Raw genomic sequence first — 16,650 nt, forward strand, 5'->3', positions numbered from 1 at the left:
CGACGTCCGGGCCTCGGGGGTGTCGGCGAACAACCCGGTGAACCCGGCGGTCCCGGTGAACCCGGTGGTCCCGGCGAACCCGGTGAACCCGGCGGTCCCGGTGAACCCGGTGGTCCCGGCGAACCCGGTGAACCCGGTGAACCCGGCGAACCCGATGAACCTGGTGATCCCGGCCGACCCGGCGGTCCCCGGTCAGAGGCCTGAGGCGCAGCTCGCCGAGGTGCCGGACGGTGAGGTGAGGGACGGCGAGGTGCGGAGCAGTGAGGTAAGGGCTGGGCGGGCCACCGTCGACCTCTTGGAGTTTCCCGAGCCGCACGCCGTCGCCCTGGCAGCAGCCGTGGAGACACTGCTCCGCTGCTGGGTGCGCGAGACCAGCCAGCCCGCCCCCACCGACGGCATCCTCCGCATCCCGCTTCCCGCCAGCGGCACGGCCCTGCTCGCCCCCGTCCGCTACTGGTCTCCGACGGGCTGGCACCGCTTCGGTCTCCCGCGTCTGGCCGACGCTCCCGACGACGCCCCACCGGCCGACGCCGTCACGGTCGCCGCTCTGCTCTCCAGGGAGACGCCCGCAGACGGCCACGGCCACGGCCACGGCCACGGCCACGGCCACGGCGACGGCGACAGTAACGGTGACGGTGTCGGACTCGTCGCGGGCGTTGCCGACTCCCTCCGCCGCGTCACCTCCTTCCTCAGCGACCGCCGTGAACACCCGGTCGATGGCTCCGACCTCTTCCTGGCCGCGGAACAGTCACTCCTCCTCGGACACTCCCTGCACCCAACCCCGAAGAGCCGCGAGGGTCTCTCCGAGGCCGAAGCACGGCTGTACTCGCCCGAGTTGCGCGGATCCTTCTCTCTGCACTGGATGGCTGTCGCCCCCTCCGTCCTCGCCACCGACTCCGCCTGGACCGAACGCGGCCGCCCTGTCGCCGCGGCCCGACTCACCGCACGCCTGGCCGGGACAGACCTGCCGCTGCCGGACGGGTACGCGCTACTGCCCCTGCACCCCTGGCAGGCACGCGAGATCCGGCACCGCCCGGAGTGCGCTGCCCTGCTCGACAGCGGACTGCTCCGCGACCTCGGCACCCATGGCACTCCCTGGCAACCCACCTCCTCCGTACGAACCGTCTACCAAACCGGTGCCCCCGCGATGCTCAAGCTGTCGCTGGGCCTGCGCATCACCAACTCCCGTCGCGAGAACCTCCGTAAGGAGCTCCACCGCGGCGTCGAGGTCCACCGCCTGCTCCGCAGCGGACTCGCGCAGCAATGGCGGGCCGTGTATCCGTGCTTCGACATCGTTCGCGACCCGGCTTGGATCGCTATCGGTGCCTCCGGTGCCTCCGGTGCCTCCGGTGCCTCCGGTGCCTCCGGTGCCTCCGGTGCCTCCGGTGCCTCCGGTGGATGCGGCAGCGTCCCGTTGCCCGGACTGGACGTGGTGATCCGCCACAACCCGTTCAGCCCCTCGGGCGATGTCTCATGCGTTGCCGGCCTCGTCTCGCCGCGTCCGTGCTCCCCTGCTCGGCCGGGAATCGCTTCCGACCGTCCGGAGATCCACGGCCCCGTCCTCCGGTCCCGGTTGGCCGAGGTCGTCACGCGTCTCGCCCGCGGGACCGGCCGGCCCTGTGGAGCCGTCGCCGCCGAGTGGTTCCTGCGCTACCTCGAGCACGTCGTGCGTCCCGTCCTGTGGCTGGACGGTGAGGCCGGCATCGCCTTGGAGGCTCACCAGCAGAACACCCTGGTCCTGCTGGACGCCGACGGATGGCCCACAGGCGGCCGCTACCGCGACAACCAGGGCTACTACTTCCGCGAGTCCCGGCGCGCGGACCTCGACGCCCGGCTGCCCGGCATCGGAGAGCGGAGCGACACGTTCGTCCGCGACGAGGTCACCGACGAGCGCTTCGCCTACTACCTGGCGGTCAACAACGTCCTCGGCCTCATCGGCGCGTTCGGCTCCCAGGGGCTGGCCGACGAGCGGCTGCTGCTCGCCGCCTTCCGCCGTTTCCTCGGAAACGTCGCCTCCGGCCCGGCCCGGCTGCGCTCCTCGCTACCGACCCGGCTGCTGGACTCACCCGTCCTGCGCTGCAAGGCCAACCTGCTGACCCGGCTCCACGGCCTCGACGAACTCGTCGGCCCGGTCGACACCCAGTCCATCTACGTCACCATCGCCAACCCCCTGCACTGCTGATCACCCTGACCGCCCCCGACCACAACCGACCTCCTTCATCTCTGAGGACACGCCTCACCCCCCTTCTTGAGAGGAGCGTTTGGTGCCTTCCGCCGACCCGACCACCGACGTCAACCACACCGCGGCCGGCTCCAACGCCCGCTTCGATGCCGGTTCCGACGTCGGCACCAGCGCGCGAGCCGACGCGGACCCCGGTGCGGATTCGGGTGCCGACTCCGGTGCCGATTCCGGTGCGAGCGGTCACGGCGAAGACACCATGGACCTACGGCTCCCGGACGAACGCCTCGCCCTCTTCGCGGACGAGGCGTCCCACAGCCACGGAGCACGGCGGCCGGACCAGGACACGGCACAGCCCTCCGTCTCCATCGCCGCGACCCGTGAGGCCTCGGTCCTCTCGCTCCCCTCCGTTCGCCCGACGGCGGACGATCTCCTCGACCGCGTCGCAGAATGGGGCCCGACCGACACACCTGTGGGCGTCTTCCACCTCGTCCCCGTGCGCATCGAACGTGATCTTCCGCTCATCAGCCGCTGGATGAACGACCCCGCCGCTGCGGGATTCTGGGAGCTGTCCGGACCCCAGAGCGTGACCGAGGACCACGTGCTGGCCCAGCTGGCCGGCGACGGACGCAGTGTGCCGTGCGTCGGCGTGCTGAGCGGAACGCCCATGAGCTACTGGGAGATCTACCGGGCGGACCTGGATCCGCTGGCCCGCCACTACCCGGCCCGGCCTCACGACACGGGGCTCCACCTGCTGGTCGGTGCTGTCGCCGACCGGGGGCGTGGTCTCGGTGGTCTGCTGCTCCGAGCCGTGGCCGATCTCGTATTCGCGCAGCGGCCCTCCTGCGCACGTGTCATCGCGGAACCCGACATTCGCAACACCCCCTCCATCGCCGCCTTCCTGACCGCCGGCTTCCGGTTCTCCGCCGAGGCCGACCTGCCCGACAAGCGAGCCGCCCTGATGGTCCGAGACCGAGCCTTTCGGCATCTGCTGTAGCGCTGTGTCACTACGCCATCACTCATTGAACGCGGGCCGTGCCGCCGCGGTTCCCACTCACGCCGCAGAGATTTTTCGAGCGGCCCGCCGGCCCACGCGGACGGTCAGAGCACACGGACCACGCGGACGGTCAGAGCGCACGGCCCGCGCGGACGACCGCAGCGGACGCCCGGGGCCCGTTCCACCCTGCCCCGCCCAAAGCTCGAGCCAGCCTGCCCGTCATCCTTCCCCGCTCGCAGCACGCGCCGCCCTGCCCGTCACCCGCCCCGCCCGTCCCGAACCCGTTGTGCCCCCCGGGGCCCCGCCACCCGTCCGCGCATCCGCCCCACCCCCACCGAGGAGCCCAAGGTCTTGATCCCGTCCCCTGTCTCCGCCTTGATCACCCGTTTGTCAGTGCCGGGTCGTAGGGTGGTCGCGCTATGACGAAGCCCTCACTCCCCGAACTCCTGCATGCTGCCGTCACTGCCGTCGGCGGTACGGAGCGCCCCGGCCAGGTGGCCATGGCCGAAGCCGTCGCAGAAGCGATCGACAGCGGCTCCCACCTGCTGGTCCAGGCCGGCACCGGCACCGGCAAGTCGCTGGGTTACCTGGTGCCCGCGCTCGCGCACGGGGAGCGCGTGGTCGTCGCGACCGCCACCCTGGCCCTCCAGCGCCAGCTGGTGGAGCGCGACCTGCCGAGAACGGTCGAGTCGCTGCACCCCCTGCTGCGCCGCCGCCCGGAGTTCGCGATGCTCAAGGGCCGGTCGAACTACCTGTGCCTGCACCGCCTGCACGAGGGTGTCCCGCAGGACGAGGAGGAGGGCCTCTTCGACCAGTTCGAGGCGGCCGCGCCCACCAGCAAGCTGGGCCAGGACCTGCTGCGGGTGCGCGACTGGGCCGACGAGACCGAGACCGGCGACCGCGACGACCTCACACCCGGCATCTCGGACCGGGCCTGGGCCCAGGTGTCGGTGTCGTCGAGGGAGTGCCTGGGCGCCTCGAAGTGCGCCTACGGCGCGGAATGTTTCGCCGAGATGGCCCGAGAGCGCGCCAAGCTGTCCGAGGTCGTCGTCACCAATCACGCACTGCTCGCGATCGACGCCATCGAGGGCGCCCCGGTCCTTCCGCAACACGACGTGCTGATCGTCGACGAGGCCCATGAGCTGGTCTCGCGCGTCACCGGAGTCGCCACCGGCGAGCTCACCCCCGGCCAGGTCAACCGCGCGGTGCGCCGGGCCGCGAAACTCGTCAACGAGAAGGCGGCGGACCAGCTCCAGACCGCCGCCGAGGGTTTTGAACGGCTGATGGAGCTCGCGCTGCCGGGCCGCCTCGAGGAGATCCCCGAGGACCTCGGCTACGCCCTCATGGCACTGCGCGACGCGTGCCGCACTGTCATCTCCGCCATCGGCACGACCCGCGACAAGTCAGTCCAGGACGAGGACGCGGTCCGCAAGCAGGCGCTGGCCTCCGTGGAGAACGTGCACGACGTGGCGGAGCGGATCACGAACGGCTCCGAATGGGACGTCGTCTGGTACGAGCGCCATGACCGCTTCGGTGCCTCCCTGCGCGTCGCCCCCATGTCCGTCTCGGGACTGCTGCGGGAGAAGCTCTTCGCGGATCGCTCCGTGGTCCTGACCTCGGCGACCCTGAAGCTGGGCGGCGACTTCAACGGGGTCGGTGCTTCCCTCGGGCTCGCTCCCGAAGGGACCGAGGGCGATGACCTCCCGCAGTGGAGGGGCATCGACGTCGGCTCGCCCTTCGACTACCGCAAGCAGGGCATCCTGTACGTCGCGAAGCACCTGGCCCGCCCCGCGCGGGACGGCGACCGCGGGGACATGCTCGACGAGCTCACGGAGCTCATCCAGTCGGCGGGCGGCCGCACGCTGGGCCTGTTCTCCTCCATGCGGGGCGCGCAGCTGGCCGCCGAGGAACTGCGTTCCCGGCTCCCGGAGTTCCCGATCCTCCTCCAAGGGGAGGAGACGCTCGGCGAGCTCATCAAGAACTTCGCGGCCGACCCTCGGACCTGCCTGTTCGGCACCCTGTCGCTGTGGCAGGGCGTGGACGTCCCCGGACCGAGCTGCCAATTGGTTGTCATGGACAAGATCCCGTTCCCGCGCCCCGACGACCCGCTGATGAGCGCCCGCCAGAAGGCCGTGGAGGACGGGGGCGGCAACGGCTTCATGGCGGTCGCCGCCACCCACGCCGCACTCCTCATGGCCCAGGGCGCCGGCCGCCTCGTACGGGCGTCGGGCGACCGCGGTGTAGTCGCCGTGCTGGACCAGCGTCTGGCGACGGCCCGGTACGGGGGTTATCTGAAGGCGTCACTGCCCGATTTCTGGTACACGACGGACCGTAACCAGGTGCGGAAGTCGCTGGCGGCGATCGATGCGATGGCGAAGCAAGCGGAAGCCGACTGAGCCACGGGGGCCGGTCTGCGGCGACAGAGCCGCCGCGGGCCGACCCCGCCCCGGGCCGCCCCGGCCCCACGCGGCGGGTCCGGACAGCGCGCACCTGGCCCGGACAGCGCAGGGCCCCGGAACCGGCGCAGGGGTCCCGGGGCCCGGTCAGAGGGCGGGCCGACTGGGCCCACCCGACGCGGTGCGCGGTGTCAGACGCGGCGCAGTACGGCCACCACCTTGCCGAGGATGGTCGCGTCATCGCCGGGGATCGGCTCGTAGGCCGCGTTGTGCGGCAGGAGCCAGACGTGGCCGTCCTCCCGCTTGAAGCGCTTGACGGTGGCTTCCCCGTCGAGCATCGCGGCCACGATGTCGCCGTTCTCGGCGACCGGCTGACGACGGACCGTGACCCAGTCGCCGTCGCAGATGGCGGCCTCGATCATCGAGTCACCGACGACCTTCAGGACGAACAGCTCTCCGTCGCCGACGAGCTGGCGGGGGAGGGGGAAGACGTCCTCGACGGACTCCTCGGCGAGGATCGGGCCACCGGCGGCGATACGGCCGACCAGCGGCACGTACGACGCGGCCGGCTTGCCCGCCGTGTCCGTGGGCTGCACAGAGGCGGCCTGATCGGAACCGCGCACCTCGTAGGCACGCGGGCGGTGCGGGTCACGGCGCAGGAAGCCCTTGCGCTCCAGTGCCATCAGCTGGTGTGCGACGGAAGACGTGCTGGACAGGCCGACGGCCTGGCCGATCTCGCGCATCGACGGCGGGTAGCCGCGCCGCTGCACCGAGTCCCTGATGACCTCGATCACGCGACGCTGGCGGTCGGTGAGTCCGGAACTGTCCGCCCGGATGCCGGGAGGTCGTCCTGGCAGGGAGCGCTTGTGCCCCTCCGGGTTCGTGGCTTCGTTCATCGCGTGCACCGGCTCCAGTCGGCCCTGGGAGCGGTCCTGGGCAGTGATGGCGGCACTGTCTGCGGTGGTGGTCACGTCGGCCCCTCTCGATGGTCTCCCTGCTGGACAACGGTAGTTGCTTTCGAAAGGTTGCGCCAAACACACGTTCGAGTGAAAAATCGCGAATCGACTGACGCGATCATGTGTCCGGGTGTATTGGCTACCGCTCCACCTGGCGGGCAAAAGCGCCCATTGCTGTACTCTTCACCGCCGGGGTGATCACCTCGGGGCTGTTGCCCCAGTCTGCCATCCGGCATTCTCCTGCCCCGGGGGCAGCCCTCATCTGTGCGGGAGTCCCACGTCCCCTCCTTGCGGCGCCCACGGTATCTCCGCATATGCCGCAGCGATACGGGTGTGCGCGTACGGATGCGATGGAGGGTGTGCGGCCGGGCGTGTTCGCGGTACTGCTGTGGGCGTACGAGGCCGGCGCGGCGGGGTCGGTCGCGCGTCACCTGCGGCTACGCGCGCGACACGCGCGTACGGCGTGCATGTATGAGCCAATCCCCACATCTAGTGGTTGGATTGCAGCAGCAGCCCACAAGTTGTGGTCCCCCGGGTCTCCGCGCCCATGGTCATCGCCTATGCTTGGGGCTGCTTCGTGGGGCGCAAGAGACCCAGCGAGGCTATTGAGTCTGCTGTGAGGAGGGTTGGAGTTCATGCACTGCCCCTTCTGCAGGCACCCCGACAGCCGTGTCGTCGACAGCCGTACGACCGACGACGGCACGTCGATCCGCAGGCGCCGCCAGTGCCCTGACTGCTCCCGTCGTTTCACGACCGTGGAGACGTGCTCGCTCATGGTGGTCAAGCGGTCCGGAGTCACCGAACCCTTCAGCCGTACCAAGATCATCAATGGTGTGCGCAAGGCGTGTCAGGGACGACCCGTCACCGAGGACGCGCTCGCCCAGCTCGGCCAGCGGGTCGAGGAGGCGGTGCGGGCCACCGGAAGTGCCGAGCTGACCACCCACGACGTGGGGCTGGCCATACTCGGCCCGTTGCAGGAGCTCGATCTCGTCGCGTATCTGCGATTCGCCTCCGTCTACCGGGCGTTCGACTCGCTCGAGGACTTCGAGGCGGCCATCGCGGAGCTCAGGGAAGAGACGGGACGCCCCGAAGCGGACGACGGAGACCGCGACGACGCGGGGGCGGGGAGCCAGGAAGACGACCGCGGGCCCGGAGGGGCGACACACGTCCCCGAGCCCGCAGGCGCCGCCGACTGACCGGCGGGCCGGACCCGGACGGCAGCTCCGGGCCCGGCCGGGCGGCGGCGATGTGAAGACCTGTTGCGGGCGATGTGAGTGGGCGCTCGCAACACCAGACAGAACACCGTGCCACGGGAACAACGGGGCACTTCAGGGCGTTTTCGCCCGTACAGGGAGGCGGCATGACAGAGACGGCGAGTGGTCCGGCACGGAGTTCCCGCGCCAAGAGCACCAAGGCGAGCAAGGGCCTGCGTATCGAGCGCATCCACACCACCCCTGGGGTCCACCCGTACGACGAGGTGGCCTGGGAGCGCCGTGACGTCGTCATGACCAACTGGCGCGACGGCTCGGTCAACTTCGAGCAGCGCGGCGTCGAGTTCCCCGACTTCTGGTCGGTGAACGCGGTCAACATCGTCACCAGCAAGTACTTCCGCGGTGCCGTGGGCACCCCGCAGCGCGAGACCAGCCTCAAGCAGCTGATCGACCGCATCGTGAAGACGTACCGGAAGGCCGGAGAGGACCACAAGTACTTCGCCTCGCCCGCCGACGCCGAGATCTTCGAGCACGAGCTGGCGTACGCCCTCCTGCACCAGATCTTCAGCTTCAACAGCCCTGTCTGGTTCAACGTCGGCACCAAGCAGCCCCAGCAGGTCTCCGCCTGCTTCATCCTGTCCGTCGACGACTCCATGGAGTCGATCCTCGACTGGTACAAGGAAGAGGGCATGATCTTCAAGGGCGGCTCCGGTGCCGGCCTGAACCTCTCCCGGATCCGTTCCTCCAAGGAACTGCTGTCCTCCGGCGGCAACGCCTCCGGCCCGGTCTCCTTCATGCGCGGTGCCGACGCCTCCGCAGGAACGATCAAGTCCGGTGGCGCCACCCGCCGCGCCGCCAAGATGGTCGTCCTCGACGTCGACCACCCGGACATCGAGGACTTCATCGAGACCAAGGTCAAGGAAGAGGAGAAGATCCGCGTCCTGCGCGACGCGGGCTTCGACATGGACCTGGGCGGCGACGACATCGCGTCCGTCCAGTACCAGAACGCCAACAACTCGGTCCGTGTGAACGACGAGTTCATGACGGCCGTGGAGCAGGGCGGCCAGTTCGGCCTGCGGGGCCGGATGACCGGCGAGGTCATCGAGGAGGTCGACGCCAAGTCGCTCTTCCGCAAGATCGCCGAGGCCGCCTGGGCCTGCGCCGACCCCGGCATCCAGTACGACGACACCATCAACAACTGGCACACCTGCCCCGAGTCCGGCCGGATCACCGCGTCGAACCCGTGCAGCGAGTACATGCACCTGGACAACACGTCCTGCAACCTGGCCTCGCTGAACCTGATGAAGTTCCTGAAGGACGACGGCAAGGGCAACCAGTCCTTCGAGGCCGAGCGCTTCCAGAAGGTCGTCGAGCTGGTCATCACCGCGATGGACATCTCGATCTGCTTCGCGGACTTCCCCACCCAGAAGATCGGCGAGAACACGCGCGCGTTCCGCCAGCTCGGCATCGGCTACGCCAACCTCGGCGCCCTGCTGATGGCCACCGGCCACGCCTACGATTCCGACGGTGGCCGCTCGCTCGCCGGTTCCATCACCTCCCTGATGACCGGCACGGCATACCGCCGCTCCGCCGAACTCGCCGCGGTCGTCGGCCCGTACGACGGCTACGCCCGCAACGCCGACGCCCACAAGCGCGTCATGAAGCAGCACTCCGACGCCAACGACAAGGCCGTCCGCATGGACGACCTGGACACCCCGGTGTGGGCCGCCGCCAGCGAGGCCTGGGGAGACGTGCTGCGCCTCGGCGAGAAGAACGGTTTCCGTAACTCCCAGGCGTCCGTGCTCGCCCCGACCGGCACCATCGGCCTCGCGATGTCCTGCGACACCACCGGTGTCGAGCCCGACCTCGCGCTGGTCAAGTTCAAGAAGCTGGTCGGCGGCGGCTCGATGCAAATCGTCAACGGCACCGTTCCGCAGGCCCTGCGCCGCCTGGGCTACATGGAAGAGCAGATCGAGGCGATCGTCGCCCACATCGCCGAGCACGGCAACGTGATCGACGCCCCGGGCCTCAAGCCCGAGCACTACGAGGTGTTCGACTGCGCCATGGGCGAGCGGGCCATCTCCCCGATGGGCCACGTCCGCATGATGGCCGCGATCCAGCCGTGGATCTCCGGCGCCATCTCCAAGACGGTCAACATGCCGGAGACGGCGACCGTCGAGGAGGTCGAGGAGATCTACTTCGAGGCCTGGAAGCTGGGCGTCAAGGCGCTCGCGATCTACCGCGACAACTGCAAGGTCGGCCAGCCGCTCTCCACCAAGAAGTGGGAGGAGAAGGCCGAGGAGCCCGCCGCCGTCGAGCCCCAGGTCGAGAAGGTCGTCGAGTACCGCCCGGTCCGCAGGCGCCTCCCCAAGGGCCGTCCCGGCATCACGACGTCCTTCACGGTCGGCGGCGCCGAGGGCTACATGACCGCCAACTCCTACCCGGACGACGGTCTCGGCGAGGTCTTCCTGAAGATGTCCAAGCAGGGCTCGACCCTCGCGGGCATGATGGACGCCTTCTCCATCGCGGTCTCCGTCGGCCTCCAGTACGGCGTCCCGCTGGAGACGTACGTCTCGAAGTTCACGAACATGCGCTTCGAGCCGGCCGGTATGACGGACGACCCGGACGTGCGGATGGCGCAGTCGATCGTCGACTACATCTTCCGCCGCCTGGCGCTGGACTTCCTGCCGTTCGAGACGCGCTCCGCGCTCGGCATCCACTCCGCCGAGGAGCGCCAGCGTCACCTGGAGACCGGTTCGTACGAGCCGAACGAGGACGAGGTCGACGTCGAGGGTCTGGCCCAGTCGGCGCCGCGCGCCCAGGAGCTGAAGGCCGTCTCCGAGCCGAAGAAGGAAGAGGCGGCAACGCCCGCCCCGCAGCAGGCCCACACCAGCGCCGAACTGGTGGAGATGCAGCTGGGCATCCAGGCCGACGCCCCGCTGTGCTTCTCCTGCGGTACGAAGATGCAGCGCGCCGGTTCCTGCTACATCTGCGAGGGCTGCGGCTCGACCAGCGGTTGCAGCTGACGCCGAGGGCCTGAGCCGATGACAGAGGGGCACCGCCTTCGGGCGGTGCCCCTCTTGTCGTCACGGGCCGCGGATGTCGGAGAGCCTGTCCCGTACGCCGTCCAGCCCCGAACGGACGGTGTCCTGGTCGCCGATGTCCAACCCGTGCGTGACCTCGTACCAGGGGCCCAGGCGGTGCCAGATGCGGGAGCGTTCGCGCAGCGCCGGTGGTGCCGCGTAGGCGGTGATGCAGGCCTCGGCGAACGCCGGTGAGGTGCCGTTGAGCGCCCATGCCAGGTCGATGGCGGGGTCCCCGATGTGCGCGTCGCCGAAGTCGATGACGCCCGTGAGGGCACCGTCCTGGGCCAGCAGGTGCTCGGGTCCGAGATCCCCGTGGACGAGGGCCTCGGCGGGCAGCCTGCTGACGGCCTTCAGCAGGTCGGAGGCGGGGGCGCGCCGATCCGGCGGCAGGAGGGGCAGCACGCGAGCCCGGAAGTCGTCCGCCAGGGCCGCGCGTTCCAGGAGCACTTCCCGCGCGGGCGGCACACCGCGTCGCACGGCCTCTTCGGTGTCCGCACTGTGCAGTGCCCGCAGGAACAGCCCCAAGACGCGTCCCTGGAAGGCGTCCGGCTCTGCCAGCGGTTCGCCCGGGACCAGGGCGTGCCGCACGATGAGCGGATCGCCTGCCAGGATGTGGGGCACCGGCACAGCGAGCGGCACGTACGGCGCGAGCCATGGCAGCAGGCGGGTCTCCGTCCGAAGTTGCCGTTCCACGTCCGGGCGGCGGGGACGGCGTTCGACCCAGCGGCCGTCGACCAGCCGGGCCTCGCAGTCCCAGCCGTCCGGGAACACCCAGTTCACCCCTGGCTCCTGCGGGCTCGCGGGGGAGAGAGACTCAGGGCCGGTGTGCGGCACCCATCGTCCTGGCGAAGTCCACGGGATCACCCTCGAAACCACGCAGGCCGGGGTTGAAGTCCCAGGGACCGGAACCGTCGCGGACGAACTCCGCGACCGTCGCCGCCGTGGCCCCCAGAACACCCCCGAAGTTGTCCTCGGCCAGGACGGTGTATCCCTCGCGGATGCGTAGTCCTGGGTTCACCACACTGACGAAAGTGCGCTCCGCCGGGCGTTGCTGGATGACGACACCGACCACCACGCGCGCGTACCGGCCGTCGAGCCGGTCGAGTTCCAGCGTCATGACCTCGTCGTAGCCGAAGCCCTGGCCGTCCTTGCTGTCCCGGTTGAGATAGATGGTGCCGTCGGGGGAGCGGCTGTCGAAGTGCACCACATAGGCGGGATCGCCGTGCGGATCGTCCGCCGGATAGGTCGCCGCGACGAGGTCCAGGTCGGTGGACGGCTGCCCCGCCGGACTGGGATCCCACCGCACCGCGATCTCGACCTTGCGAAGCCCCTTGTTGAGCCCGTCCACCAGCGTCCCCTTCCCCGTACGACCCGCCCGTCCGCCTCAACTGCCGGGCACTCACGACTGTTTGTCCATCCTGCCACGCGTGCGGGTGCGCGCGCCGGAGAGCGGCCCAGCCGAGAGTGACCTGCGCCACGCTCCGTGGCCTTACCATGGCGCGGTGCTGGTCAAGTGGATTCGCTGCACCGTGGTGGACCGCCGCGGTTTCGAGCGGGGGCAGCGGAAGTGGGCGGGGCTTCTGGGGGAGCCGGGGTTTCGGGGACAGGGGGGTGGCTGGAGCCGGGGGCGGCCGGGCGTGGCACACATCTTCGCCTTCTGGGAGAGCCGCGCCTTCTACGACTCCTTCATGGCCCGGTCTCACGACCGGCTCGCGTCGGCCCAGTCGGGCACGTTCAAGGACGCCCAGGTCAGGCTCTTCGACTACCGCTTCGACGTGAAGACCGGCTTCGAACCGCGCTTCACGGACGCCGACCTGCTGCGTGTGGCGCTCTGCCGGGTCCACGAGGAGCGGGTCGAGCACTTCGTGCTGATGCAGGAGAAGGTGTGGAACCCGGCAATGGCCGGCTCGCCCGGCATGGTGCGCGGGCTGTTCGGGGAGGCGCCGGGGAACGAGTTCATGGTGCTGTCGATGTGGCGGTCGGCCGCCGAGCACGGCAAGTACCGCACCGAACGCGTGGAGCGGCTCGCCCTGCGAGCCCAGACGGAGGCGGACGTGGCGGCGCTCACCGGGGACGTCGTGGACATGGAGCCGAGCTGGACGGTCTGACTCCGGGCGGGTCGGACAGCTCCGGACCGATTGATCCCGGTCGGACAGGTGTGCGACCAGTGTGATCTGTGGTGCAGGATGTGTGTGACCTACGTTGTTTGGGCGCGGTACGAGTGCTCGACGGGCCCTCACCCGATCTAGGGTTTTGGCATGGCACGACCACGGCGCATCGTCCTTGTCCGGCACGGCGAGTCAACGGGCAATGTTGATGACTCCGTGTACGAGCGTGAGCCCGACCACGCCCTGGCGCTGACCGAGCGGGGCCGGCGGCAGGCGGAGGCGACGGGCGAGCAGCTGCGCGAGCTGTTCGGCGGCGAGCGCGTCAGCGTGTACGTCTCCCCGTACCGCCGAACCCACGAGACGCTGCGCGCCTTCCGTCTCGACCCCGGGCTCATACGGGTGCGCGAGGAACCCCGGCTGCGCGAGCAGGACTGGGGCAACTGGCAGGACCGGGACGAGGTCCGCCTGCAGAAGACCTACCGTGACGCCTACGGCCACTTCTTCTACCGCTTCGCCCAGGGCGAGTCCGGCGCCGACGTCTACGACCGGGTCGGCGGCTTCCTGGAGAGCCTGTTCCGCAGCTTCGAGGACCCCGACCATCCGCCGAACGTCCTGATCGTCACCCACGGTCTGGCCATGCGGCTGTTCTGCATGCGGTGGTTCCACTGGACGGTCGCGGAGTTCGAGTCGCTGTCGAACCCGGGGAACGGCGAGGTGCGGATGCTCGTTCTGGGAGACGACGGCAAGTACACGCTTGACCGGCCGTTCGACCGCTGGCGAGATCCCGAGCCCTACGGGATCACCGGATAGAGTGGCAGGGCGATGACCGCTGACTCCTCCCCCGACGTGCGCCTGGACCGCGCCCTGGCCAGCCTGCGCGGACTGTCCGTCGGGGACGCCCTGGGCTCCCAGTACTTCGTGCCGGTGAACTACCCTCTGCTGAAGCGCCGCGAAGTGCCGTCCGGGCCGTGGCAGTGGACGGACGACACGGAGATGGCCGGCTCCGTCGTCGCCGTCCTGGTCGCTCACCACCGCATCGACCAGGACGCTCTGGCCCGCTCCTTCGCAGAGCACCACGATTTCGACCGGGGCTACGGTCCCGCGGTCAACCGCCTGCTGCGGCTCGTCCGGGAGGGCGGCGACTGGCGCGAACTCGCCGCCGCGCTCTTCAACGGACAGGGGTCCTGGGGCAACGGCGCCGCGATGCGGATCGCCCCGCTGGGCGCCTGGTACGCGGACGACCCGGAGCAGGCGACCCACCAGGCGGAGATCTCGGCCTACACCACCCACCAGCATCGCGAGGCCGTCGTCGGCGCCATGGCCGTCTCCGCGGCCGCCGCGTTCGCCGCCGCCCCCGGCGGGCCGCCCGGTGCCGAGGCCCTCCTCGACGGGGTCATCGACCTGGTACCGAAGAGCGCGGTCGGCGCGGGACTGCGCCGGGCCCGGGACATGCTCGACTACGGCGACCCGGCCACGGTCGCGGCGGTACTGGGGTGCGGACGGCGGACGACCGCTCACGACACCGTGCCCTTCGCTATCTGGTCGGCAGCGCGAAGCCTCGGCGACTACCAGCAGGCGTTCTGGACGACCGCCCAGGTCGGCGGGGACGTCGACACCACCTGTGCCATCGTGGGCGGCGTGATCGCCTCGGGGAAGGCTGGGGCGCCGCCCGCCGAGTGGGTGGAGCGGACGGAGCCGCTGCCGGACTGGGTGCCCGCGTCGGTCTAGCGGGTCCAGCGGTCAGAACTCTCCCGCGTCGGTTCAGCGATCGCACTTGCCTGCATCGGTCTCGGGGGCATCGGCCTGGGGATCAGAACTCTCCGTGCACCTCGGGAACTCTCCGTGACCGGCTGCTCGTTGTCATTACATCCGCTGTGCGAGCCATGAGGCCGCACACACCGGAGATACGTGCAGGGAGCGCGAAGGGGGTGATCATGGAGGTCCTGCTCGCTGTTCTGATCCGCTGGTGGGACGCGTTCGCACGCCGCTTGAGACATGAGCGGACGGCCGGACCGCTGCCCTCACCGCCCGTCCCCCCTGCACGGTGCGGCCAACCGCGGCCGGTCGCGGACCGGCCCGACAGTCGCCGGCCGGCCTGTTTGCGGACCGCCGGCGAGCCGTCGAAGCCGTCTCGCGATGCCTCGGCGTCAGCCCAGCCCCGGCCCGGCCGAGCCGGAGAGCGCCTCCAGGTCGCTCTTGCGGACCCGGATCACCAACCAGGCGGTGGCCAGGGCGAGGACGGCCATCGCCGCGGCCGGGATGAAGGCAGCGGAGATGCCCTGGGCCAGCACTTCGTGCCCCCACGGCGCGGGCAGCTGATGCGTCCTGGCGAACTCCGCCTTCTGCTCCGCGGAGCCCTCGGTCATGAACTGCGGAAGCTGCTTCTCCGCCTCGTCCCTGGTCGCCGTGCCGAAGACGGTCGTCAGGATGGACAGACCCAGCGATCCGCCCACCTGCTGCGTGGTGTTGAGCAGCCCGGACGCGGCGCCCGCCTCGTGCTGGGCGACACCGGAGACGGCGGTGAGGGTGAGCGTCACGAAGTTCAGCCCCATGCCGAAGCCGAACACCAGCATCGGACCGAGGACCCCGCCCACGTACGAGCTGTCGGAGCTGATGAGCGCCTGCCAGGCCAGTCCGATCGCCGCGAGCGCCGAGCCAAGGAGCATGAACGGCTTCGGGCCCAGCACCGGCAGGAACCGCTGCGACAGACCCGCCCCGAGCGCGATCACGACCGTCACGGGCAGGAAGGCGAGCCCCGCCTCGATCGGGCTGTAGCCGAGCACGTTCTGCACGAACAGCACGATGTAGAAGAACATGCCGAACATCGCCGCCGCGAGGCTCAGCATGATCACGTACGTGCCCGAGCGGTTCCGGTCGGTGAACATCCGCAGCGGGGTGATCGGCTCCTTGGCCCGGGACTCGATGATCCCGAAGGCCGCCAGCAGGACCATCGCGGCGGCGAAGGACCCGATGGTGAGGCCGTCCCGCCATCCCTCGTCCGCCGCCCGGATGAAGCCGTAGACGAGGGACGCCATGCCCGCGGTCGAGGTCACCGCGCCCGCTATGTCGAAGCGGCCGGTGTGCCGTTCGGACTCGCCGATGTAGAGCGGTGTGAGCACGGCGATCAGCACGCCGATCGGCACGTTCACGAAGAGCACCCAACGCCAGTCGAGCCACTCGGTGAGCATGCCGCCCGCGAGCAGGCCGATGGCACCACCACCCGCGGACACGGCGGCGAAGACACCGAAGGCCCGGTTGCGCTCCGGCCCCTCGGGGAACGTGGTGGTGATGAGCGCCAGCGAGGTGGGCGACGCGATCGCGCCTCCCACGCCCTGGAGGACCCGTGCGGCCAGCAACTGCCACGGCTCCTGGGCGAGCCCGCCGAGCAGCGAGGCGAAGGTGAAGAGCAGGATGCCGGTCATGAACACCCGACGGCGCCCGAGGATGTCACCGGCGCGGCCGCCGAGGAGCAGCAGTCCGCCGAAGGTGAGTGTGTAGGAGCTGACGACCCAGGTGAGGTCGGTCGTGCTGAACTTGAGCGCGTCTTGTATGTGCGGGAGCGCGATGTTCACAATCGTCGCGTCGAGTACCACCATGAGTTGGCAGGCCGCGATGACGGTGAGCGCGATGCCGGGGCGTCCCTCCCGGCGTGCCGCACCTGGCTTCTGGTCCTTGAGCAATGGAGAGGTTGTCACTATGGGTCCCCCACGAGTGCGT

The 16,650-nt window shown here is 70.0% G+C and carries 12 protein-coding genes; 8 read left to right on the forward strand and 4 right to left on the reverse strand.

Features of this window, described 5'->3' with window-relative positions:
- Positions 1-154 precede the first annotated feature (154 nt).
- The 3 genes from PV963_RS33865 to PV963_RS33875 all read left to right on the forward strand — a co-directional run bounded on the left by PV963_RS33865 (position 155) and on the right by PV963_RS33875 (position 5,572).
- Positions 155-2,182 carry an IucA/IucC family protein gene (locus PV963_RS33865; RefSeq protein WP_274822196.1) on the forward strand — a complete coding sequence of 676 codons (2,028 nt, stop codon included), beginning with the start codon at positions 155-157 and terminating at the stop codon, positions 2,180-2,182.
- Between the two features lie 82 nt (positions 2,183-2,264).
- Positions 2,265-3,176 carry a GNAT family N-acetyltransferase gene (locus tag PV963_RS33870; RefSeq protein ID WP_274820276.1) on the forward strand — a complete coding sequence of 304 codons (912 nt, stop codon included), beginning with the start codon at positions 2,265-2,267 and terminating at the stop codon, positions 3,174-3,176.
- Positions 3,177-3,595: 419 nt separating this feature from the next.
- Positions 3,596-5,572 (forward strand): ATP-dependent DNA helicase, encoded by a 1,977-nt coding sequence (locus tag PV963_RS33875; protein ID WP_274820277.1) that lies wholly within the window; start codon positions 3,596-3,598, stop codon positions 5,570-5,572.
- A 191-nt stretch (positions 5,573-5,763) separates the two neighbouring features.
- Here the strand turns inward: PV963_RS33875 and lexA are convergent, their stop codons facing one another.
- Positions 5,764-6,543, reverse strand: coding sequence for a transcriptional repressor LexA (gene lexA / locus PV963_RS33880; RefSeq protein ID WP_030845416.1), 780 nt, complete (start codon positions 6,541-6,543; stop codon positions 5,764-5,766).
- A gap of 620 nt (positions 6,544-7,163) precedes the next feature.
- Between lexA and nrdR the strand changes: the two genes are divergently transcribed.
- Both nrdR and PV963_RS33890 read left to right on the forward strand, forming a co-directional pair.
- Entirely contained in the window at positions 7,164-7,724 is a 561-nt protein-coding gene (gene nrdR, locus PV963_RS33885; protein ID WP_274820278.1) for a transcriptional regulator NrdR, read from the forward strand.
- 164 nt (positions 7,725-7,888) lie between these two features.
- The gene (locus PV963_RS33890; protein WP_274820279.1) at positions 7,889-10,765 is read left to right on the forward strand and encodes a vitamin B12-dependent ribonucleotide reductase; all 2,877 of its coding nucleotides are present in this window, start codon (positions 7,889-7,891) and stop codon (positions 10,763-10,765) included.
- 60 nt (positions 10,766-10,825) lie between these two features.
- Here PV963_RS33890 and PV963_RS33895 read toward each other — a convergent pair whose 3' ends face one another.
- On the reverse strand, positions 10,826-11,605 hold the full coding sequence (locus PV963_RS33895; RefSeq protein ID WP_274820280.1) for a phosphotransferase: 780 nt from the start codon (positions 11,603-11,605) through the stop codon (positions 10,826-10,828).
- A 34-nt stretch (positions 11,606-11,639) separates the two neighbouring features.
- Entirely contained in the window at positions 11,640-12,173 is a 534-nt protein-coding gene (locus PV963_RS33900; protein ID WP_274820281.1) for a TerD family protein, read from the reverse strand.
- 154 nt (positions 12,174-12,327) lie between these two features.
- Here PV963_RS33900 and PV963_RS33905 point away from each other — a divergent pair, with 154 nt between their 5' ends.
- The 3 genes from PV963_RS33905 to PV963_RS33915 all read left to right on the forward strand — a co-directional run bounded on the left by PV963_RS33905 (position 12,328) and on the right by PV963_RS33915 (position 14,661).
- Entirely contained in the window at positions 12,328-12,933 is a 606-nt protein-coding gene (locus PV963_RS33905; RefSeq protein WP_274820282.1) for a YdbC family protein, read from the forward strand.
- A 150-nt stretch (positions 12,934-13,083) separates the two neighbouring features.
- Positions 13,084-13,743, forward strand: a complete 660-nt coding sequence (locus tag PV963_RS33910; RefSeq protein ID WP_059417402.1) for a histidine phosphatase family protein — start codon at positions 13,084-13,086, stop codon at positions 13,741-13,743.
- Positions 13,744-13,755: 12 nt separating this feature from the next.
- On the forward strand, positions 13,756-14,661 hold the full coding sequence (locus tag PV963_RS33915; RefSeq protein WP_274820283.1) for an ADP-ribosylglycohydrolase family protein: 906 nt from the start codon (positions 13,756-13,758) through the stop codon (positions 14,659-14,661).
- 419 nt (positions 14,662-15,080) lie between these two features.
- Here PV963_RS33915 and PV963_RS33920 read toward each other — a convergent pair whose 3' ends face one another.
- Positions 15,081-16,628: an MFS transporter gene (locus PV963_RS33920; RefSeq protein WP_274820284.1), complete on the reverse strand. Its 1,548-nt coding sequence runs from the start codon at positions 16,626-16,628 to the stop codon at positions 15,081-15,083.
- Positions 16,629-16,650: the final 22 nt, after the last annotated feature.

It is taken from the genome of Streptomyces coeruleorubidus (genome assembly GCF_028885415.1).
Classification (GTDB): Bacteria; Actinomycetota; Actinomycetes; order Streptomycetales; family Streptomycetaceae; genus Streptomyces; species Streptomyces coeruleorubidus_A.